20 protein-coding genes are annotated in these 21,783 nt (G+C 31.6%); 14 read left to right on the top strand and 6 right to left on the bottom strand.

The features are described 5' to 3' along the window. Positions 1-4: 4 nt before the first annotated feature. The 12 genes from ABEB31_RS17185 (at position 5) to ABEB31_RS17130 (ending at position 14,537) form a co-directional block, all read left to right on the top strand. A complete protein-coding gene (locus ABEB31_RS17185; RefSeq protein WP_347052900.1) occupies positions 5-1,438 on the top strand; it encodes an MBOAT family O-acyltransferase in 1,434 nt (477 codons plus the stop codon). Then, the gene (locus tag ABEB31_RS17180) at positions 1,438-2,313 is read left to right on the top strand and encodes a hypothetical protein (RefSeq protein WP_347052899.1); all 876 of its coding nucleotides are present in this window, start codon (positions 1,438-1,440) and stop codon (positions 2,311-2,313) included. The genes ABEB31_RS17185 and ABEB31_RS17180 overlap by 1 nt, the downstream gene beginning before the upstream one ends. 9 nt (positions 2,314-2,322) lie before the next feature. Next, a complete protein-coding gene (locus ABEB31_RS17175; RefSeq protein ID WP_347052897.1) occupies positions 2,323-3,480 on the top strand; it encodes a glycosyltransferase family 4 protein in 1,158 nt (385 codons plus the stop codon). Then, positions 3,480-5,018 (top strand): glycosyltransferase family 2 protein, encoded by a 1,539-nt coding sequence (locus tag ABEB31_RS17170; protein WP_347052895.1) that lies wholly within the window; start codon positions 3,480-3,482, stop codon positions 5,016-5,018. Before ABEB31_RS17175 ends, ABEB31_RS17170 begins: the two co-directional genes overlap by 1 nt. A gap of 16 nt (positions 5,019-5,034) precedes the next feature. After that, positions 5,035-6,654 carry a hypothetical protein gene (locus ABEB31_RS17165; protein WP_347052893.1) on the top strand — a complete coding sequence of 540 codons (1,620 nt, stop codon included), beginning with the start codon at positions 5,035-5,037 and terminating at the stop codon, positions 6,652-6,654. 5 nt (positions 6,655-6,659) lie between these two features. After that, positions 6,660-7,529, top strand: a complete 870-nt coding sequence (locus tag ABEB31_RS17160) for a class I SAM-dependent methyltransferase (protein ID WP_347052891.1) — start codon at positions 6,660-6,662, stop codon at positions 7,527-7,529. A gap of 9 nt (positions 7,530-7,538) precedes the next feature. Continuing rightward, positions 7,539-8,543 carry a glycosyltransferase family 2 protein gene (locus ABEB31_RS17155; RefSeq protein WP_347052889.1) on the top strand — a complete coding sequence of 335 codons (1,005 nt, stop codon included), beginning with the start codon at positions 7,539-7,541 and terminating at the stop codon, positions 8,541-8,543. After that, the gene (locus ABEB31_RS17150; protein WP_347052888.1) at positions 8,533-9,516 is read left to right on the top strand and encodes a hypothetical protein; all 984 of its coding nucleotides are present in this window, start codon (positions 8,533-8,535) and stop codon (positions 9,514-9,516) included. The genes ABEB31_RS17155 and ABEB31_RS17150 overlap by 11 nt, the downstream gene beginning before the upstream one ends. Next, positions 9,513-10,631: a glycosyltransferase family 4 protein gene (locus ABEB31_RS17145; protein ID WP_347052886.1), complete on the top strand. Its 1,119-nt coding sequence runs from the start codon at positions 9,513-9,515 to the stop codon at positions 10,629-10,631. The genes ABEB31_RS17150 and ABEB31_RS17145 overlap by 4 nt, the downstream gene beginning before the upstream one ends. Continuing rightward, entirely contained in the window at positions 10,631-11,719 is a 1,089-nt protein-coding gene (locus ABEB31_RS17140; protein ID WP_347052884.1) for a glycosyltransferase, read from the top strand. The genes ABEB31_RS17145 and ABEB31_RS17140 overlap by 1 nt, the downstream gene beginning before the upstream one ends. Positions 11,720-11,736: 17 nt before the next feature. Next, positions 11,737-13,077 carry an O-antigen ligase family protein gene (locus ABEB31_RS17135; protein ID WP_347052883.1) on the top strand — a complete coding sequence of 447 codons (1,341 nt, stop codon included), beginning with the start codon at positions 11,737-11,739 and terminating at the stop codon, positions 13,075-13,077. A 65-nt stretch (positions 13,078-13,142) separates the two neighbouring features. Then, positions 13,143-14,537, top strand: a complete 1,395-nt coding sequence (locus tag ABEB31_RS17130; RefSeq protein ID WP_347052882.1) for an exopolysaccharide biosynthesis polyprenyl glycosylphosphotransferase — start codon at positions 13,143-13,145, stop codon at positions 14,535-14,537. Positions 14,538-14,540: 3 nt separating this feature from the next. On the opposite strand, the gene ABEB31_RS17125 is transcribed toward ABEB31_RS17130, so the two are convergent. Continuing rightward, positions 14,541-15,665 (bottom strand): lipoprotein N-acyltransferase Lnb domain-containing protein, encoded by a 1,125-nt coding sequence (locus ABEB31_RS17125; RefSeq protein ID WP_347052880.1) that lies wholly within the window; start codon positions 15,663-15,665, stop codon positions 14,541-14,543. A 29-nt stretch (positions 15,666-15,694) separates the two neighbouring features. Then, on the bottom strand, positions 15,695-16,762 hold the full coding sequence (locus tag ABEB31_RS17120; protein WP_488168028.1) for a putative type IX sorting system protein PorV2: 1,068 nt from the start codon (positions 16,760-16,762) through the stop codon (positions 15,695-15,697). A gap of 191 nt (positions 16,763-16,953) precedes the next feature. On the opposite strand from ABEB31_RS17120, the gene ABEB31_RS17115 reads away from it, so the two are divergent. Further along, positions 16,954-17,685, top strand: a complete 732-nt coding sequence (locus tag ABEB31_RS17115; RefSeq protein WP_347052878.1) for a CDP-alcohol phosphatidyltransferase family protein — start codon at positions 16,954-16,956, stop codon at positions 17,683-17,685. A gap of 10 nt (positions 17,686-17,695) precedes the next feature. Next, positions 17,696-18,553: a glycoside hydrolase family 25 protein gene (locus ABEB31_RS17110; RefSeq protein WP_347052877.1), complete on the top strand. Its 858-nt coding sequence runs from the start codon at positions 17,696-17,698 to the stop codon at positions 18,551-18,553. A gap of 104 nt (positions 18,554-18,657) precedes the next feature. Here ABEB31_RS17110 and lptB read toward each other — a convergent pair whose 3' ends face one another. The 4 genes from lptB to ABEB31_RS17090 form a co-directional block, all read right to left on the bottom strand. Continuing rightward, positions 18,658-19,398, bottom strand: a complete 741-nt coding sequence (gene lptB / locus ABEB31_RS17105; RefSeq protein ID WP_029272155.1) for an LPS export ABC transporter ATP-binding protein — start codon at positions 19,396-19,398, stop codon at positions 18,658-18,660. Between the two features lie 179 nt (positions 19,399-19,577). After that, positions 19,578-19,931 (bottom strand): carboxymuconolactone decarboxylase family protein, encoded by a 354-nt coding sequence (locus ABEB31_RS17100; protein WP_347052875.1) that lies wholly within the window; start codon positions 19,929-19,931, stop codon positions 19,578-19,580. Then, positions 19,924-20,739 (bottom strand): twin-arginine translocase subunit TatC, encoded by an 816-nt coding sequence (gene tatC, locus ABEB31_RS17095; protein WP_347052873.1) that lies wholly within the window; start codon positions 20,737-20,739, stop codon positions 19,924-19,926. Before tatC ends, ABEB31_RS17100 begins: the two co-directional genes overlap by 8 nt. Beyond that, positions 20,739-21,704 (bottom strand): KpsF/GutQ family sugar-phosphate isomerase, encoded by a 966-nt coding sequence (locus ABEB31_RS17090; protein ID WP_347052871.1) that lies wholly within the window; start codon positions 21,702-21,704, stop codon positions 20,739-20,741. The genes tatC and ABEB31_RS17090 overlap by 1 nt, the downstream gene beginning before the upstream one ends. Positions 21,705-21,783 lie beyond the last annotated feature (79 nt).

The raw sequence follows: 21,783 nt of genomic DNA, 5'->3' as shown, positions 1-21,783 counted from the left end.
TTTTATGTTTTTCAATTCTCTGGCATTTGCCATCTTTTTGCCAATCGTTTTTTTGCTGTATTGGTTTGTATTTAATAAAAACAAGAAAACTCAGAATGCTTTACTTATAATTGCCAGTTATTACTTTTACTCCTGCTGGGATTGGAGGTTTCTTTTTCTTTTAGTTTTCTCCACTTTTCTGGATTACTATACTGGTATTCAGATTGAAAAAGGAAAGTCAGAAAAAAGCAGGAAATTTTGGTTTTGGCTTAGCATTCTGGTAAATTTAGGTTTTCTGGGTGTTTTCAAATATTATAACTTCTTTTCTGTTTCATTTGCAGAAATGTTTACATCGATTGGTTTTAAGGCTAGTCCGTTACTGTTAGATGTCATTCTTCCTGTCGGAATTTCATTTTATACTTTTCACGGTTTGTCATATGTAATTGATATTTATTATAAGAGAATCAAAGCTGAATACAATTTTGTTGACTATTCTCTTTTCGTAAGTTATTTTCCGCTTCTCGTTGCCGGACCAATAGAAAGAGCGACGCATTTATTGCCTCAGGTAAAAGTGAAACGTGAATTTAATTTTGAAAAAGCAAAAGAAGGGGTTTGCCAAATTGTGTGGGGACTAGTCAAAAAAGTCGTTATCGCAGATACTTGTGCGGTGTATGCAAATGCAATTTTTGATCATTATCCTTCAATGAATTCGCTCTCCTTGATTTTAGGTGCTATTTATTTTGCATTTCAGATTTACGGAGATTTTTCAGGATACTCAGATATTGCACTTGGGGTTTCAAAATTGTTTGGTTTAGATTTATTGCGAAATTTCAATTATCCGTATTTTTCAAGAGATATCGCAGAATTCTGGCGTCGTTGGCATATTTCTCTTTCTTCCTGGTTTCGAGATTATTTATATATTCCGCTTGGCGGCAGTAAAGGCGGACTTTGGATGAAAATTAGAAACACATTTATCATTTTTATTGTGAGCGGTTTTTGGCACGGAGCTAATTGGACTTACATTGTGTGGGGATTTATAAATGCAGTTTATTTTCTTCCATTATTGCTTTCAAACAGCAACAGAAATAATATGGATTCTATAGTTTTAAGATGGAATATGGATTCTGTAAAAGTATTGTTGAGTATTCTGACGACTTTTTTACTGACTTGCGTTGCCTGGGTATTTTTTAGGGCCAGAACAATTACAGATGCCGTTTTATATTTAAAAAGAATTTTTACAGATAATAAGTTAGCTTCACAATATTTAGAAAATGAACGTTATAATTATGAATTGTTAATGATGATTGGTTTGTTTGTTTTAGTCGAATGGAATAATAGAAGCAAGGTTGAGCCAATTTCCGGTAAAAGAAGCATGTTAAAAATGGCACTTGCCATTACAGCAATTATTGCTTTTGGAACTTATTCAGATTACAAAGAATTTATTTATTTTCAATTTTAATGAAGAAGTTTATATTCTATATAGTAAAAATTTTAACTGCAATAATTTTATTAGCCATTTTTCTGGACGGATTGTATACTTATATTTTCATGAAGTCAGAGAATCGCGGAAAAATTGAAGCTGTTGTAAATTCAAAAGCAAAAAAATATGATGTTGTTATTCTGGGTTCTTCCAGAGCTAATAATCATTTTGTTTCGCAAATGTTTGAAAACAACGGATTACAAACATTCAATTACGGAATGAGTGGCGGACATTTATTCGAAGCTTCATTATTACTAAAGTTGATGATCGAAAGAAAATACGAAATCAAAAATATAATTCTGGAAGCCGATTTAAATCTCTCTAACGATCAGGAATCTGAAGGTGTTGCAGCAAAGTTTTTGCCTTATATTCATTCTTCAGAAGTTATAAAAAATCACTTTGCTGCAGAACCAATTTTTAAAGAATTGTATTATGTTCCTTTTTACAGATATATAAAATTTGATTCAAAAATCGGATTTAGAGAGATTTATAAAATAGCAAAAGAAGAGAAAACAAATGCGCTGGATAACTTAGGGTATTACCCTTTACAGAAACACAAAAACGGAAATATGAAAAACAACATTGTAAACCTAAATCCGTTACCGCATAACAAATACTACGAGGAAATTAAAAGACTTTGTAAAAAGAACAATATTAATTTTATTCCGGTAATGACTCCAATGTGCGAAAATGTTGTGGGTATGAATTACTTTGATAAAGTGAAAAAAGCGTATCCCGAAATTCATAATTATGAAAATGTAGTGGCAGAGAATAAATATTTTTCGTCTTGCGGACACATGACAGACGAAGGCGCTAAATTGTTTACAGGGAGAATAATTCATGATTTTTTTTAAAAAATAAAGATGCATATTGCTTTTTTGACTCCAGAGTTTCCTCATGATAAGACCTCACCATCAGGTGGTTTAGGAACAAGTATAAAAAACCTGACAACTGCTTTGACTGAAAGAGCCGTTAAAGTAACGGTGTTTGTTTATGGACAAAAAACACAGGAAATTATTAGGGAAAATAATTTTGAAATTCATTTAGTAAAAAATAAGAAGTATCTTTTTTTGGGATGGTTTTTTCATAGAAAACACATCGAAAAGTATTGTAATGCTATCATTCAGGAAAAATCTATTAACCTTATAGAAGCGCCTGACTGGACAGGGATTACAGCTTTTATGAGTTTTAAAGTTCCATTAGTAATTCGTTTTCATGGAAGTGACACCTATTTTTGTCATTTAGAAAACAGAAAGCAAAAGCTTAAAAATTTTTGGTTTGAAAAATTAGCGATTAAAGATGCAAAAGCCTTTATTGCCCCAACCAAATTTGCAGGAGAAGTTTCAAAAAAACTTTTTAAAATCGGAGAAAAGGAAATCAGAACGATTCATTATGGTTTAAATCTCAATAATTTTGAAAATGAAAATCCGAAAGAATTTGATAAGCATCTAATTCTTTATATAGGTACTTTAATTAGAAAGAAAGGGATTTTAGAACTTCCGGAAATATTTGATAAGGTTCGCAATGATTTTCCCGATGTCAAATTAGTTTTAATAGGTGGTGATTCTTTTGATATTAAAACTAATTCCCAATCGACTTGGGAATTAATGAAAAACTTATTTAGCGAAAAAGCTTTAAAACATGTAAGTTACCTCGGTAAAATCCCATATGAAGAGATTCAAAATTATATTAAAAAAGCAAATGTTTGCGTGTTTCCAACCTTTGCAGAAACCTTAGGAATGGTAACTATTGAGTCTATGGCAATGAAAAAAGCTGTTGTAAATAGTAATATTGGCTGGTCTCAGGAATTAATAATTGATGGAGAAAACGGCTATTTGGTTCATCCGACAAATCATGATGAGTTTGCGAATCGAATAGTGGGAATTCTGGCAGATAATAATCTAGCGTTAGAAATTGGAAGTAAAGGAAGATTACAAGTTGAAGAAAAATTTGATATAAATAAAAATGTCAAAGAAAATGTAGATTTTTATTTGAAAATAATAAATTCAAAACCGGTTTAATGGCAGTCATTATTTATCATCAAAATAATAAAGTTGTTGAGGTTAACTTCAAAGGAAAAAGCATCGAATTTTCTTCAAAGAGTATAGCTTTTAATTTATTTCAAATTGCTGAAAAGTATCCAGATGATCTAATTATTTGGTGCCATTCAGATTTGAAATCAAATTTAAATCAATCAAAATTTCAGGATATTTTTCATCATTCTAAAATAATGGCATCTTATAATGCATTAGATTGTGCATTTCTACCAAATACGATTGGTTATGTTGATGAAACTTTGTTTTTAAATGTTAAGAAAGATATAAGTTATCCTACGTGGTTAATGAATAGCGATGTTGGAGGAATTCATGCTTCTGTTTTAAATTTTCTAAAACATAAAATCCAAAAAGATAATAGTTTTGACTATTTTCTGCATTCAATGGCAAAACTCGCAATGTTGGGTGGTCTTTTATGTTATTCTGAACCTGAATTAATTTTGAACTTTTCAGGAAGTGGTTTAAATAGTAAAAAAAGTAATTTCCTAACTTTCCGTTTTGTAAAACAACATTACAAAACACGTTGGGTTTTTCTATTGTTTTTAAATATAGTATTGTATGAAGGAAAATTTCCTCTTCTTCCATTACTTATAAGTTTAGGTTTTAGAAAAAGAACTTTGGATGAAGATTTATTAGATGGCATAGAGGTTCAGTCTACAAGAAAAGTGATAAACAAAAAGACTATAGATGTCATAATTCCAACAATCGGAAGAAGAGAATATTTATATGATGTGTTAAAAGATTTATCTAAACAAACACATCAGCCTGAAAATGTTATTATTGTAGAACAAAATCCAGATGTAAATAGTAAATCAGAACTTGATTATTTAAAAGATGAGATTTGGCCATTTATTATAAAACATACATTTACGCACAAAACAGGAGCGTGTAATGCAAGAAATTTAGCTTTGGCTCAAGTGACAAGTGAATGGGTTTTCTTAAATGATGATGACAACAGATTTGAAGCAGACCTGATTGAAAAAACATTTGAAAATATAAAGCAATATGGGTGTTTGGCTGCATTAACGTTTTATCCTGTTGCAGGTCAGAAATTAATTGAGAGAAAAACTTCGCAGTCATCGTTTTTTGGATCAGGAAATAGTTTTATAAAAGCATCCGCATTAAATAAAGTAAAGTTTAACACGAGTTTAGAGTTTGGTTATGGAGAAGATGCTGAGTTTGGCTTGCAATTAAGAAAAATAGGTTATGATGTTATCTATTTCCCACACTTAATTATTAATCACCTCAGAGCGCCCATGGGAGGATTTAGAACCAAACCTGTTTTAGCATGGAAAGATGAAAAAATACAGCCAAAACCTTCACCAACTATAATGTTTTTAAAATTAAATAATTTTACTTTAAAGCAGGTTATGGGCTACAAAACAGTCCTGTTTATTAAATTTTATAAAGTACAGCCTATTAAAAATCCCATAAAGTATTTATATATTTTTCGTGCGCAATGGAACGCAAGTGTTTTGTGGGCAGAACAATTGAGGAAAAAATAAAAATAAAAATAAAAAATTGATAAAATCTATTTCAATAATTAGCAATTCTATAAATAAGAATGTTGTTTTTGATGCAAATCAAAAGCAAAAAATGGTCATTGATTTGCTTAATTTAGATTTTTCAAATACAAACTCATTTGATATTAAAATTGAATTTAATCAGTCTATTTCACAGTTCCGAAATCATGATTATAGATGGATAAATTGTGAGAAAGATCGAATTGCAAATGAATTTTGTCCGAAAATTATAAAACTTAAAAATGGACAATTAGTCCAAGCCAATATACAATTGGGAATTTGGGAAATAAATAAAATAAATTCGCATGTTTTATTGTGGCGTTTTAATCCTGAATTTTCCGAATCGATTACAAATTACACCGGAAATGCAAATCGAAAAAACATATCGGCAGTTTTTAAAAAGTTTAACTTTGTTGAAAATCCTTCTTTATTATTTCCCGAAAATCATGCTTTAGAATTTAGTAGATCTAAATATTCTTTTTCAGCCATTGCCTGTTTTACAGATCATTGTGATTTTGATACATTAGAAAATCTGGAAGTGCAAAGAGAGTTTTTTAAAAAAAATCAGATTATAATCACAAAAGGTTTTTTTTTAAATCATTTTTCAAAACGTGCAGATAATGCTTCGTTTCAAAGTAACAAAGAAGAACTTTTAAAATGGATCAAAGATGGACATGAGCTTTGTTATCATTCTCTTTCTCAATCTATAAAAAATGACGATCAAAGTTTTCAGGATTATAACCAATTTTTGCCGCCTTTAAATGATTTAAAAGTTTGGATTGATCATGGTTATCAGCCATATAATTTTTCTCTGCTTCAAAAAAACAGATTGAGTAATGAAGATTTTGAAAAAGTTTTAACGGATAAAAATATTACTACTTTGTGGAATTATATCGATTCCGGAACTGCCACAAATGGGGTAATCAATCAATTAAATCCGAATCAATTTACGCTGGAAAGTTTTTTAAATGGAAATAAAAATCTTGATTTTGTAAAAAGACTCCAGCTTACAATTAAGAATATTATTTATCATTATTACAATGATGATCAAATGATTTTAAAATATCAAAATGCAGCCGGGAACTTTAAAAAAGTAATTTTTCAGAAGAAAATAAAATTTATTTTTCCTTTTATAAAAGACTTTTTTAATCTTTCAATCTCTATTTTTTCTGTTTTATTATCGTGGAAATCTTCTAAAAGTGAGCCTTTTAAATTAGCAAAATATTCACCGCTTGTTTTCAAACATATTATTGATCAAAAAGAATTCTATATTTTTCAGACTTTAGAAATGCTTGATTTTCAGAAATCACTTTCCAAAAATAATATTGATACTTTGATTAAGGAAAAAGGAGTTTTTATTGCGCATACTTATTTTTCGGTTCCGATGGAATATCATACTGGCAGACTCATTTCCAGTTACAAAACAATTGATCAAAAAGTATTTGAGAATTTTAATCTTTTAGGCGAAAAAATTAAAAATAAAGAAATTTGGAATCCAACTCTTTCTGAACTTATTGCGTATTGGTCAGATTTTGAGAGGTTGATTTTAGATATCAACCAAAATGGGAATGTGTATGAGAAAACAGAAACAATTTTAGAAAACAGACCCTTAATCTGAAGTAAATGAATCATAAAATAAAAACAATATTGTTTAAAGCATTGGCTTTATTACCAAATAAAGTTGATGATTATTGGTATCATAAAATTCAAAGACATTTTGATAAATCTACTTTGGAAGATCGATTAAAAAGTGTTGAACCGACTTATTTAAGGCTTTCAAAAGTTTTAAGTGATTTAAATTTTGATTTAAAAGACAAGACTATTTTTGAATTGGGATCTGGCTGGTTTCCAGCAATGCCCTATTTTTTTAAATATAAATTTGGCGTAAAAAATGTTATTACAGTTGATATAAACCAACATTTTAAAAAAGAAACAGTCTTGAAGATTAATGCTCTTTTTTCGAGTAAGTACAAACAGGAAATAATTCCTGATTTGAATAATGAATATGGACTTCCTAAAGAAATTGATTATAAGCCCAACTATAATGCTGTACTGAATGATTTTCCGGCTGTCGATTTTGTGTTTTCTAGATATGTTTTGTCTCACGTGAATGAAGATGATGTTGATGCACTACATAAAAACATGAAAAGTCAATTAAAAAAAGGAACTTTTATAGCGCACTTTATTTCTCCTAGTGATTTAAGGCAACACGGTGACAGCACATTATCGCTTCAGGATTTTTTAAGATACAGTAAAGAAGAATGGAATAGTATTCGTACCAAATTTGATTATCATAATAGATTTAGATTGCCTCAGTTTATTGAGATATTTAAAAAATACGATTTAGAAATTTTGTATTTAGATTATGAAAGTCTTGAAAAGGGAAGCAGCAGATATGAGTTGTTTAAAAAAGTTAAACTTCACAAAGATTTCATCAATTATACAGATGAAGAGCTTACGGCAGGCAATATTTTAGTTGTTTTAAAAGTCTAATTAAATAGTATGCGATTTTCTTTAATAATTTGTACTTACATGCGTGCTGAGCCTTTGTTGAATTTACTTCAATCGGTTAAATTACAAACATTATATCCAAATGAAATCTTAATAATTGACGGCTCGGCAGACGATAAAACTAAAACCGTTTTGCAGGATGTATTTAAAAATTTAAAATATTTTAAAGTTACAGATCCTGATCGCGGATTAACGAGACAACGAAATTTAGGAATATCCAAACTTAATCCTGATTCAGAAATTGTATGTTTTTTAGATGACGATACTGTTCTTGAGCAAAACTATTTTGAAGAGTTATTAAAGACCTACAATGTTTTTCCTGATGCTTTGGGCGCAGGAGGCTATATAACCAATGAAATTAAATGGGGAAAAGTAGCGAATGACTATAAAAATGTTGCAAATGAATTTTATTTTGATGGCTGGAAGAGAAAAGAAGGAAGCCGCTTTATTTTGAGAAAAAAACTTCATCTGGATAGTAATTGCCCACCTGGATTTTCGCCTCTTTTTTCACATGGCAGGAGTATAGGATTTTTACCTCCTACAAATAAAATTTATCAGGTTGAACAATTGATGGGAGGCGTTTCGTCTTTTAGAAAAATAGTTTTTGAAAAATTTTCCTTCTCTAATTATTTTGAAGGTTATGGATTATATGAAGATGCAGATTTTACACTTAGAGTTGCAAAAACTGGAAAATTATATGTTAATACAGCTGCAAAACTGTCTCATTATCATGATCCTGCAGGAAGACCAAATCAGTTTAAATATGGAAAAATGGTAGTGAGAAATGGTTGGTATGTATGGAGAATAAAAAATCCTAATCCGGATTTAAACGCACGATTCAAATGGAATGCAATTACTGTTTTACTGATTTTTATTCGTTTCAGTAATATAATTACAGAAAAAAATATAAAAGAACCTTTTACAGAAGCTTGTGGAAGAACAATTGGTTTGCTGAGCTTATTATTTAGTAAACCAACATTAGATCATGAAAAATAAAGTATTTATTTACGGACTTTGCGATGTATTTTATGATGGTTATTATATCCGTGGAATTAACGAGGTTTTTAAAAATTACACGTTCGATATTTCTAAATTCCCAAAGTTTAAACAAGGAACTTTTGCGGTAATAATAGAAAATGAAAATGGCTCAACAAAATTAATTATTGATTCTCTTGACAGTAATTTAATTAATTCAGAATGGCTAAACTGGTCAGATGTATATGGTAAAGTAAATTATAATGCTGATAATATACCATTAAACGACAGTCAGAAAATTATCCCTGTTGGTCCAAGTTTTGGAATCAAAATATGGAATCTTATTACAACTTGTTTTTTTGCTTCATTTAATATTATAAAGTTTAAAAAGTCGATTACGAACCAAAGAGAGTTTCTGGCTAATTACTGGAGACAGTACAAGAGATTTCGTTTAGAAAAGTATAAGTTTGAAGAATCTTCAAACCACTATGTTTTCTTTATGAATAGTATTTGGAAAGAGGAAAAGAAAACAAACTATTACAGAGCTTTATTTATCAATGTTTGCAGAGCAAATAAAGAAATAAATTTTGAGGGCGGTTTCGCAGCCAGAAGTAATGGTGATAATCTGGGTTTTGACAGTTTAATATATTCGGGAAAGATTCCTCTGAATACTTATTTACAAAAGATAAAAAAATCTGCATTTGTATTTAATACTCCAGCTGTTTTATCTTGCCACGGATGGAAATTAGGCGAATTTTTAGCATTAGGAAAAGCAATTATTTCTACAGATCATATTAATAGATTACCATCAGATTTAATTAATGGAGAGCATTTGTTATATGCTAACAATGAAGACGATGTGAAAAATGCTGTCCAGTTATTAAGTGAGGATATTGATTTTAAAAGAAAATTAGAATTTAATTCCAGAAATTATTTTGATTCCTATTTAGCACCAAAAGTGGTTATCGAAAAGCTTATCAGTAATATACAATGAAATTTGCCATAATAACTCATGTCAGTCATATTGAACAAGCCGGCCAGTTTTTTGGTTATGCGCCTTATATATATGAAATGAATATTTGGCTGAAATATACAGACGAAGTAGTTATTGTTGCTCCGTTAAAGAAAGGAAATCCAACGGCAATTGATGCCGCGTACCATCATAAAAAAATTCAATTTAGAAAAGTACCCGATTTTAATTTTACCAATTTTAGTAATCTCATAAAATCTATTTTTAAATTACCGAAAATTGTTTTGCAGATATTTGCAGCGATGCGTGAGGCCGATCATATTCATTTAAGATGTCCGGGGAACATGGGGTTAATAGGTTGTCTGCTCCAAATATTATTTCCAGGTAAAATCAAAACGGCAAAATATGCGGGAAATTGGGATCCCAAAAGTAAGCAACCCCTAACATATAGATTTCAAAAATACATTCTTGCCAATACATTTTTAACCAGAAACATGAAAGTACTGGTTTATGGTGAATGGCCGGACCAATCAAAAAATGTAAAGCCTTTTTTTACAGCCAGTTATTCAGACTTAGAAAAACAACAAGTTCCCAAAATAAATTTAAGTGAAGCCATTTCTTTTGTATTTGCAGGAACGTTGACAAAGGGTAAAAATCCACTTTATACAGTTGAATTAATTAAGGAATTAGCTAAAACAGGATATAATGTCACCTTAAATATTTTTGGAGAGGGATTAGAGCGAAATAATATTGAAAAATTTATTGTCACTAATCATTTAGAATCTAAAGTTTTCTTACGTGGAAACCAAAGTAGAGAAATACTTAAAGGAGCTTATAAAAAATGTCATTTCATAATTTTGCCATCAAAAAGTGAAGGTTGGCCAAAAGCCATTGCAGAAGGAATGTTTTGGGGATGTGTTCCTGTAGCTACAAGAATTTCTTGTATTCCTTATATGTTAGATTTTGGGAAACGCGGGATTTTGCTTGATATGGTTATTCAAAGTGACATAAATCAACTGATAAATATACTGGACAATGAAAATAGTTTTCTTGCCAAAAGTAAATTAGCTTGTGAGTGGTCTCAAATATATACTACCGATTTATTTGAAAAGGAAATTAAAATGATACTTCAACAATAATGAGAATTGTACAGATTATAGATTCTTTAGATACGGGAGGTGCTGAAAGAATGGCAGTTAACTATGCTAATGCACTTTCAAAACAGGCTGAGTTTTCTGGCTTGATTGTTACCAGGAAAGAAGGTTTACTTTTAAATCAGATAGACAAAAGAACTTCCTATTTATTCTTAAATAAAAGGAAAAGTTTTGACATAAAAGCTTTATTAGTTTTGAGAAAATTTCTAAAAAAAAATAAAGTTGAAATAATACAGGCTCACAGTTCCTCGTTCTTCACATCGATTCTGGTAAAATTGACATTGCCCAAAATAAAAATTATCTGGCACGATCATTATGGAATTACGCAGAATTTAGCCATCAGAAAGAATGTAATTTTGAAGTTTTCTTCATTTTTGTTTTTAGGAATAGTCTCTGTAAACACATCATTAAAAACTTGGGCAGAAAGTTATTTATACTGTAAAAATGTAATCTATCTGCCAAATTTCATTTATCAATCGGATCTAAAACAAGATCATTTTATACTGAAGGGAACAGAGAGAAAAAGGATCATATGTGTCGCCAATTTGCGGCCGCAAAAAAATCATCATTTATTAATTGAAGGAGCTTCAGTGCTTCATGAAAAATTTCCGGATTGGACTTTTCATTGTATTGGAAAAGATTTTAAAGATAATCACAGTAAAAAGTTAAAAGAAAAAGTAAGCGACTTAAATTTGCAGGAAACTGTATTTTTTTATGATGCAGTAAATAATGTATCATCAATTCTGGAACAGGGCGACATCGCAGTTTTAACCTCTCTTTCTGAAGGACTTCCCCTTGCAATATTAGAATATGGCTTATATAAGCTACCTGTTATTGCTACAGAAGTTGGAGAAATTCGTAAAGTCATTCCCTCCGAAAAAGAAGGTCTGGTTATAGAATCAGATAATTTAGATCAGTTAGTACACTCTCTGGAAATTTTAATTGAAAAAGATATTGAACGAATAGAATTGGCAGAAAATCTTTACAAATATATTAATGAAAATTTTAGTGAAAGCTCAATTTTAAAAGAATATCTTTTGTGGCTTCAAACTTTAATTAAATTTACCAGATAATTGTATATTTCGATCGCATGAAAAACGGCACATTTACATATATTTCATTAATATTTTTACACGTAATTATTGCGTTTGCGGTATATTTTCTGCCGTTTCTGTCAAAAATTTATGCGTTAATAATTCCTGTATTGGGTTTTTTTATTGTATATAAAAATAAAAATAGAAATAATGAGGTCTTATACGTAAGTGCATATCTGGTTGGAGCAGAAGTTCTCTTGAGAATGACCGGCGGGAATTTTAATAATGAGTATGTAAAGCTTTTAATTATTTTTTTTATGCTTTGCGGTATGTTGTACAATAACTTCTCTAAAAGCGGATTAATTTATTTGATTTTTCTAATGTTGCTTCTACCAGGTATTTTTGTAACTACTAATAATTCAACAATAGATATAGATGTTAAAAAGATTTTGGTTTTCAATTTATCTGGACCAATCTGTCTGGCAATATCAGCAATTTATATGTATCAAAGGAGAGTTTCTCTTAAAGATCTTCAAAATATTTTGTGTTTAATGGGACTACCTATCATTTCGATAGCTGTCTATCTGTTTTTATACAATCCTAATGTAAGAGATGTGATAACTGGTACACAATCAAATTTTGAAACTTCCGGAGGTTTTGGCCCAAATCAGGTATCAACTATCCTGGGTTTAGGAATTTTTATTTTTTTTTCTCAATTAATTCTATTTTCAAGATCTAAGAAAGAAATCATTATAAATGCTTTTTTACTAATTATTGTAACGTATCGGGGAATCGTAACTTTTTCCAGGGGAGGAATATTTACTGCGGTTGCTATGATTATCTGTTTGTTGTTTTTATCATATAAAAAATCCAATCCCAAGGGGAAAAGTAAATTTGTTCCAGTCTTTGTTGTCACAGGTTTAATTGCTGTAGGCGTATGGACATATTCGTCGTTTCAAACCTATGGACTTATTGGAAAAAGATATGCCAATCAGGATGCCAGAGGAAGAGTTAAAGCCGACCTATTAGGAGGGCGTGAGGAAATTATGTCAGAAGAATTGGCAATTTTCCTTGACAATCCTGTTTTAGGAATAGGAGCGGGCATGGGTAAAGAGGTTCGAAAAGAAGCTTTTGGCTATGAAGCTGCCTCTCACAATGAGGTAACCCGAATGCTTAGCGAGCATGGATTATTTGGTATATTCGGGCTTTTACTTCTTGTTATTACACCTTTTGGTTTGTATATAAACAATAACCAGCATTTATATTTTATTTCGTTTTTTGCTTTTTGGGCTCTTACCATTAATCATGCGGCAATGCGAACTGCCGCACCTGCATTCATTTATGCGCTATGTCTTCTTCACGTTCAGATCAAAATTCCCGAAGAGAAAGAAATTTAATAGGTTAGTTAAATTTTTTTGCAATACATTTGCTTAGCCCAACAATCAGATTTAAACCTATAAAGATGTTTTCAAAAAGGAAAATGCATTTCGAAATTTCCGAAAGAAAAGTGTTGCTTGTTTTTGCTGATGCAGCATTTGTTTTTACGGGTTTATTTATTATTAGCATACTTTTTGACTATCAATACTACTCCCTTTCTGAAAATAGATTTTTAAAATCATTTTTGCTTATTGGCTATATTTATGTTTTTGGGGCAATTTTCGAAATGTATAATTTGCAAGTAGCGAGTAACCATTTTCAAATTTTGCGGAGTGTTGTTATAACTTCTATAACAGCAGTCACAGTATATTTGTTTACACCAGTTTTATCGCCGGAACTTCCTAAGCAAAGACTGGTAATTGTAATCTTTTATTTTGCTGTACTCACTTCATTATTGATCTGGCGTTTTTTTTACTGCTATTTTTTAGCATCTTATCGATTTTCACAAAATGTAGTCTTAATATGCGATCAGAATGAAGTTGAAGAACTCGTTCTTGGCCTTGAAAATGTTGATCCTCATTATAAAATAATTGGTTTTGTAAATTCAGATTCAGAAGACGAAAAAGATTCTGACTTTCATTATGTGAAAGAGATTAAAAAACAGGATTTAGAAGCTTTTGTTCTTAAAAATCAGGTTTCTGAAATTGTAATAGCTTCCAGAAAAACAGACGGAATAACACAGGATTTATATCTGCAGTTATTGCACCTTTTAGAATCCGGAAATGTAATACGGGAATATACACAAGTCTATGAAAGCAAAACACAGCGAATCCCGGTGCATTATATTGCAAGAGATTTTTACCGTTTTTTCCCTTTTAGCAGAAGTAACAATAATCAATTGTATTTGTTGCTGATCCGATTAATAGAATTGCTTTTCTCTTTTTTCGGTATTCTGTTTTGTGTTGTTTTTATTCCTATTATTTTTATCTGTAATTTATTTGCCAATAAAGGAAGTCTCTTTTACACACAGGAAAGAGTGGGAAAGAACGGAGTTATATTCAAAATATACAAGTTTAGGACAATGACTCAGAATTCAGAAACTCATGGTGCTGTTTTTGCCAGTCATAATGACAAAAGAGTTACGCCTTTTGGCAAGTTTATGCGAAAGTCCAGAATTGACGAATTTCCTCAATTTATAAATGTTTTAAAAGGCGATATGGCTGTAATTGGCCCAAGGCCCGAACGTCCTTTCTTTGTTGAAGAAATTGCAAGTGTCATGCCTTTTTACGAAACACGACATGTAATTAAACCTGGTCTTACAGGTTGGGCTCAGGTCAATTATTCTTATGGAGAATCGATTGAAGAAAGTCTTATTAAACTTCAATATGATCTTTATTATATCAAACACAGAAGTGTATTTCTTGATTTGAGTATCACGTTTAAGACGATTACTACTGTTTTATTCTATAGAGGTCAGTAAGATTTAAATTATAATCGGAATTGGTCTTTTATTACGTATTCCCGTTCTTACTAAAACAATACCACTGGTTATTATTAAAGGTAAAGTAATAAAAAAGTGTGCTTTGTTTACCAGAAACAGAAAGTAAATTACTAGTAACACAAAGTTTATTAATGACAATCTATAAGTCCATAATTTGTTTTTGAACACAGAAAACAAAACTAAAACTAATAGCAGCGGACTAAATAGCAATGCATTGTAATTCATCGCCAGTTCCTGATGAAAAGAATAAAATCCCATACAGACAAAGAATATGCCGATCAGAGATAAAATCAAAAAGTAGATTTTATCTACAGTTTTGTCTCTTGCTAAAATTACAAACAGCAAGATAAACAAATACGTATAAATATTATTCCACAATGATTTTGGAGTTTCTTTTGTAAATTCTAATAGTGTTTTGCTTTTACTGACTAAGGGCTGATTCTGAAAAGTAGTTTTTTCCAGACTGTTTTTTAATTCAAACGGAAGAAAAATTTTCGTACCCATTTGATCAACTTTGGTTCCAAAAATAATACTTGTTCCGAGCTGATCGTAAAAATGACCATCAAAGTACGGAAACAAAATCGAGCGATACGTTTTGTCTGTATCTCCCTTTTTGGTAATCACATTTTGACCCAATGATCTATTGATCACATCAACAACCATAGAAGTACAGTTTTTGTCAATAAATTTGTAAGTATAAGAGCGTTCGTCAGAAAAGAGCGCTTTGTTTAAATTGTCAAATATGGTTTGTTTTAAAGCGGTAGAAATTTGTAAATCCTGCTCATAAACGCTCCTTTTATCTGCATTATACTCATTTAAAAAATCAGAAAAAGGGTGCGTAACAATAAAATACTGTAAATCACCTTTTGCAAATTTAGCAACGAAATTTGGCGTCCTGAAATCAAAAGCGCCATAGTTGTAGACTACATCAATATTGTTCACCGGATCTGCCACACGAATAGCGGTATGTCCAAAATAAGAATAAGTTTCGTTCCCTAGTCCGCAGGTTAACACACTTACTTTAGCATCTTTTGATAAAGGTAAACTTTGGCTAAAACCAATAAAACTTACTAAGAAGAGTAAAATATAAAATGTTTTTTTTAACATGACCATTTTTATGATTTTGTAATTTTTAATTATCTAAAGATTCCCAGGTCTACCTTCAGCGAGAAGATATTAGAATATAAGGCTGTACTTTGATTTCCCAAATCTGTTAAGGCATAATCAATCTGAATTCCTTTGTATCTGAAACCTAGACCGATATTGGGTTGAAAATTTACTTTTTCGGTATTATCCAGCTGTGTAACATTTTGGAAATTTCCTGCTCCGGCCCTTACGAAAACCAAATCGGTGTAACCAAATTCAAACCCTAGAGCTGGGTCTATACTTACTACTTTTGATGAAATAATATCGTTTGTCTGCTCAAATCTCATATTTAAATTTGCTGAGGTTACCAAACTGCAATCGTTATGAAAATCAAATCTTTTTGAAACTCCCAATTGAGCTTTTGGCAAGGTAATCTCTGTACTTTCCGGTAATTCGTTGTTTTCTCCCGGAATGGCATTGGCAATTTTTGCATACTCTTCTTCATCAATATTCCAGACATTGTATGTTGTAGTAATGTCACGAAGCATTAAGCCAAATTTCCAGTCATTTCTTTCAAACTGAAGACCGATATCAAAACCAAATCCCCAGGAATTCGCAAATTTACCAATAACTCTTCGAATTACTTTGGCATTAATGCCATATTGAAATCCTTCAATAGGAAGTTGCCTTGCATAAGAAAAAGTAAAACCATAATCGGCGGTAGAAAACAGACGTATTCTGTTGTAATCGATGTTTCCCTGACTGTCTATCAATTGTGTAGTGTCCATAATATCGTCTACACCAAAACGAATCATAGAAATCCCCCAGGCACTTCTGTCATCAATCGGACTTGCATAGCCAATAAAGTCATATTGGGCAATATTGGCAAAATAATTCGCGTGCATCAGACTAATCTGATGATCTTCAAGATGTGTCAGACCAGCCGGATTCCAGTACACTGCATTAACATCATTTGTAGAAGCAACAACAGCGCTAGACATTCCCAACGCAGCGGCATCAACACCAATGTTCATAAACTCATTCGAATATTTTCGGGCAGTTTGTGCGTAATGTGAAGTGAAACTCCAAATAAATAAAAAGGTTAAAAGTTTTTTCAAGGGTTATTGTTTTGCCAACAAAGGTCTAATTTATTTTTTTATCAAAAATATAATAATTTAATCATGTAATAAGTTCATTTGATTAAATATTCCGAAAGTCAGGTTTATTACTAAAAAACTCTCGCAAAAACTCGTTTTGCATTGAGTTATTATGCTAAATTTGTTCTCTGCTACGATCAAAATTTCAAACTATGAATATTAAAAAGCACATTCCAAATTTAATTACATTAATAAATCTTTTCTGCGGTTGTATCGCAGTTGTTTTTGTTTCTAAAGCCATAGAAACAGACGACTCCTATTATTTTTTGATGGCTTTTTATATGGTTTGCCTTGGCATTTTCTTTGACTTTTTTGATGGCTTTTTTGCCAGACTATTCAAAGTTTCAAGTCCGCTGGGATTGCAGTTAGATTCTTTGGCAGATATGGTAACCAGCGGTGTCGCTCCGGGTTATGTTATGTACAGTATGTTTGCAAACAGCGGACACGAACTGGGAACAAGTCCTGTAATTCCGTTTTTAGGTTTTATCATTACTTTAGGGTCGTGCTATCGTCTGGCGAATTTTAATATTGACACCAGACAAACTGATTCATTTATTGGCCTCCCAACACCGGCCAATTCGTTGTTTATTTTAAGCCTTCCCTTGGTCATTAAATTTTCAGATTCCCTTATGATCCTTGAAATTTTGACTAATCAATGGGTTTTATTACTTATAACTTTATGCAGTGCTTATATTTTAAATGCTGAAATTCCGTTGTTTTCTTTAAAAATTAAAAAGTTTAATTTGAAAGAAAATGCACTTCAGATTGTGTTTTTAATAATTTCTGTTTTGATGGTAATTTTGCTTCAATACATCGCCATTCCGTTGATTATTGCTTTCTATGTACTGCTTTCGATCATTAATAATCTTTTTTTGAAAAAGTAGTTCTTTTTTAATGGCAAGAAAAACGACTTATCGTAAAACAACTTCAAGAAAATCAAACTCAGAAAGATCATTTGTGGGCAGGCTTTTTCGCGGACTTTTGTTAATTGCTTTTGTACTTCTTTTTTTGGGAATCGTTTATCATTATCGTAAAGGACTCGCTTATTATTTAGGATTTAAATCTGAGAAAGTTTTAGAAGAAGATGCAGTCGACAAACATCTTTCGGATGTTAGAAACATTCGCGTTCTCGAAAATCATAAAGGAAAAGTAATTGGTATTGATGTCTCTGAATTTCAGGGAAAAGTTGATTGGGAAGAAGTAGAGATTCTCGATGAAAAATATCCGGTTCATTTTGTTTTTATTCGGGCAACAGCGGGCAATAATCGTGTTGACAGGCAATTCAGGAAAAACTGGGAAGGCGCAAAAGAAAACAAAATCATGCGTGGCGCTTATCATTATTACCGTCCGAACGAAAATTCTATAGAACAGGCCGATCTTTTTATAAAAACTGTCAAATTGCAAAAAGGAGATCTTCCTCCTGTTCTGGATATCGAAAAATTGCCTAAAAATCAATCTTTAGATAGTTTGAAAGTAGGCTTGAAGCGTTGGCTGACTAAAGTCGAAAAACATTATCAGGTTCGCCCGATAATTTATTCAGGCGAAAGGTATTATTCCGATTTTTTAAAGGACGAATTTGGAGAATATCTTTTCTGGATTGCCAATTATAACTTCTACAGAGAAAAAATAGAAGACGATTGGCTGTTTTGGCAATTTACAGAAAAAGCATCTTTGCCGGGGATAGAAAATCGTGTTGATGTTAATATTTACAACGGAGATTTAGAACAACTGCAGTTTATTACTGTTGAGTAAGATGTAAAAAGTAAGATGTGAAAAGTAAGAGGTAAAATGAAAAATGGTAAAATGAAAAATGGTAAAAAGCATATTTTACTTTTTACCATTCACATATAACTTTTTTAAAATTCCAGTTTCTTTTTACGAAGTTCAAAATTCTGGCCGAGATACACACGGCGCACCATTTCGTCTTCTACTAATTCTTCCGGAACTCCGGCTTTCAGGATTCCTCCTTCAAACATTAAATATGTTTTATCGGTAATCGCTAAAGTTTCCTGAACATTATGATCGGTAATCAAAATTCCGATATTTTTGTTTTTTAACTGAGCCACAATTCGCTGAATATCCTCAACCGCAACCGGGTCAACACCTGCAAAAGGCTCATCCAGTAAAATAAATTTTGGATCGGTTGCAAGTGCACGGGCAATTTCGGTACGGCGACGCTCACCTCCCGAAAGTAAATCTCCACGGTTGGTGCGAATGTGTTCTAAACTGAATTCTTCAATCAAACTTTCCATTTTAGCAATTTGCTCTTCTTTGGAAAGTTTTGTCAATTGCAATACACTCAGAATATTATCTTCTATACTTAATTTTCTAAAAACAGAAGCTTCCTGCGCCAGATAGCCAATTCCTTGTTGTGCGCGTTTGTACATCGGATAATCGGTAATATTCAAATCATCAAGATAAATATTTCCCTGATTTGGTTTTACCAATCCAACAATCATGTAAAAAGAAGTGGTTTTTCCGGCACCGTTTGGTCCCAAAAGCCCTACGATTTCCCCTTGATTTACTTCGACAGAAATTCCTTTTACGACGCTTCTTCCTTTGTAGGTTTTTATTAAATTATCGGCTCTAAGCTTCATTTGTTCTAATTAGGTAATGTGTCAATTTGATAATTAGATAATTTGTCAATTTGATAATTAGATGATAATTCAAATTGGTACAATGTTATCCTGAAGGCAAAATAAGATAAAATAAATTAATCCATTAAATCAATTAACATAACATGTTGAATTATCTAATTGACTAATTATCAAATTATCTAATTGCCAGCTTGTTCTTCCAGAGCTTCCCAGAATTCGTAAGCTCTTCTTAAATGTGGTACTACAATCGTTCCTCCAACAAGAGTGGCAATTCCCATTGCTTCCATCATTTCTTCTTTTGTAACGCCTTCTTTATGGCTGGTTTCCAAATGGTATTTTACGCAATCATCGCAACGTAAAACCGCTGAGGCAACTAATCCTAAAAGTTCTTTTGTCTTTACATCAAGGGCTCCGGCTGCATAAGCATTGGTGTCCAGATTAAAAATTCGTTTTACAATTTTATTATTGTCAGCTAATAATTTTTCGTTCATTTTAGAACGATAGTCGTTAAATTCTTGAACTATATCAGACATTTTCTTTTAATTTATTTCTATATACAACTTTTGATATCCAGATACTTATTTCATAGATAATAAGCATTGGTATGGCTACAATGGTTTGACTCACAACATCCGGTGGTGTTACAATAGCGGCAACAATTAAAATAATTATAACCGCATATTTCCAGTACTTTCTTAAAAAGATCGGAGTAACAAGTCCTAATTTAGTCAGGAAATAAATGATAATTGGAAGTTCGAAAAACAACCCGCTGGCCAAAACACTCGTTTTAACCATTCCCATATAAGATTCAATGGTAAACTGATTGACCACGACCTTACTCACAGAGAAAGTGGCAACGAAATTAACCGACATCGGAATCACAACAAAATAACCAAATATTACTCCTAAAAAGAAAAGTAGAGACGAGGAAAATATAAACAGCTTTGCGTTTTTACGTTCTTTCTCGTACAAAGCAGGACTTATAAATTTCCATAATTCATATAAAATGTAAGGGAAACTCGTAATAAATCCGACAAGCAGACACATCCATACGAAGATATTGACCTGACCTTCCATTTCTGTGTTTTGAATGATGAAATTCAATTCGGTTATACAAATACTTTCTGCAAACCCAAGCTGATGGGATAAATCGCAAAACCATACATAAGTAAAAAATGAAGGTTTTGTGGGTGCCAGTATTATTTCATCAAATAAATAATCACTAAAAAAATAGGTCACAATTCCCATTATAATAACTGCAATTGTGCTTCTAACTAATAACCATCTCAGTTCTTCAAGATGGTCCAAAAATGACATCTCGCCAAGGTTTTTCTTTGCCATTATACTATTCCTTCTTTTAAAATGTCATGTAAATGTAAAACTCCTTTATATTCTCCATTATCGGCAACAATCAATTGCGTGATCGAGAAATCTTCTAAAATATTTAATGCATCGACTGCCATAGTCTCTGAAGAAACTACTTTAGGATTTTTAGACATGATATCCCTGGCAGTTAAGTCAGCAATAGTATCTACGTCATTTAACATTCTTCGGATGTCTCCATCTGTAATAATTCCGATAATTTTATTGTCTTCTATTACTGCTGTCACGCCTAAACGTTTCTCAGAAATCTCAAAAATTGCTTTTTTAATAGAGGTTTCAGGACTAACAGCAGGTTTTAACGAATGCTCGATCATATCTTTTACACGAAGTAATAGTTTTTTGCCCAAAGCGCCTCCCGGATGATAAACTGCAAAATCTTCTGGTTTAAAATCTCGCATTTCCATCAGGCAGACTGCCAAAGCATCTCCCATAACCAATTGTGCCGTTGTGCTGTTTGTTGGTGCCAGATTAATAGGACAAGCTTCTGTATCAACTGTCGTATTTAATACAAAATCTGAACCTTTTGCCAAGTATGAAGTTACGTTGCCTGTAATTGCAATCAAAGTATTTCCAAATCTTTTTAATAACGGAACCAGAACTTTAATCTCAGGACTATTGCCGCTTTTAGAAATGCAAATTATAGTATCGTCGTTTTGAATCATTCCTAAATCGCCGTGAATTGCTTCTGCGGCATGTAAAAACATAGAAGGGGTTCCGGTAGAGTTAAAAGTGGCAACCATTTTTTGGGCAATAATCGCGCTTTTTCCTATGCCCGTAACGATTAAACGGCCTTTGGTTTCGTATATGCGCTGGACTGCTTCGGAGAAATTTTCGTCTAAAAAATCAATTAATTTTGTAATTGCTTCACTTTCAGAGAGTATTGTTTTTTTGGCAATCGCCAATATATTTTCTTTTGTGATCAAAACAGAATGTTTAAAATTTGTATGTATAAAAGAAAGTTGTATCTTTATGTGTTGCAAATTTATACAAAATACAGTTAAT

It is taken from the genome of Flavobacterium olei (assembly GCF_039749035.1).
Classification (GTDB): domain Bacteria; phylum Bacteroidota; class Bacteroidia; order Flavobacteriales; family Flavobacteriaceae; genus Flavobacterium; species Flavobacterium olei.
This window is presented reverse-complemented; position numbering and strand designations above follow the sequence as displayed.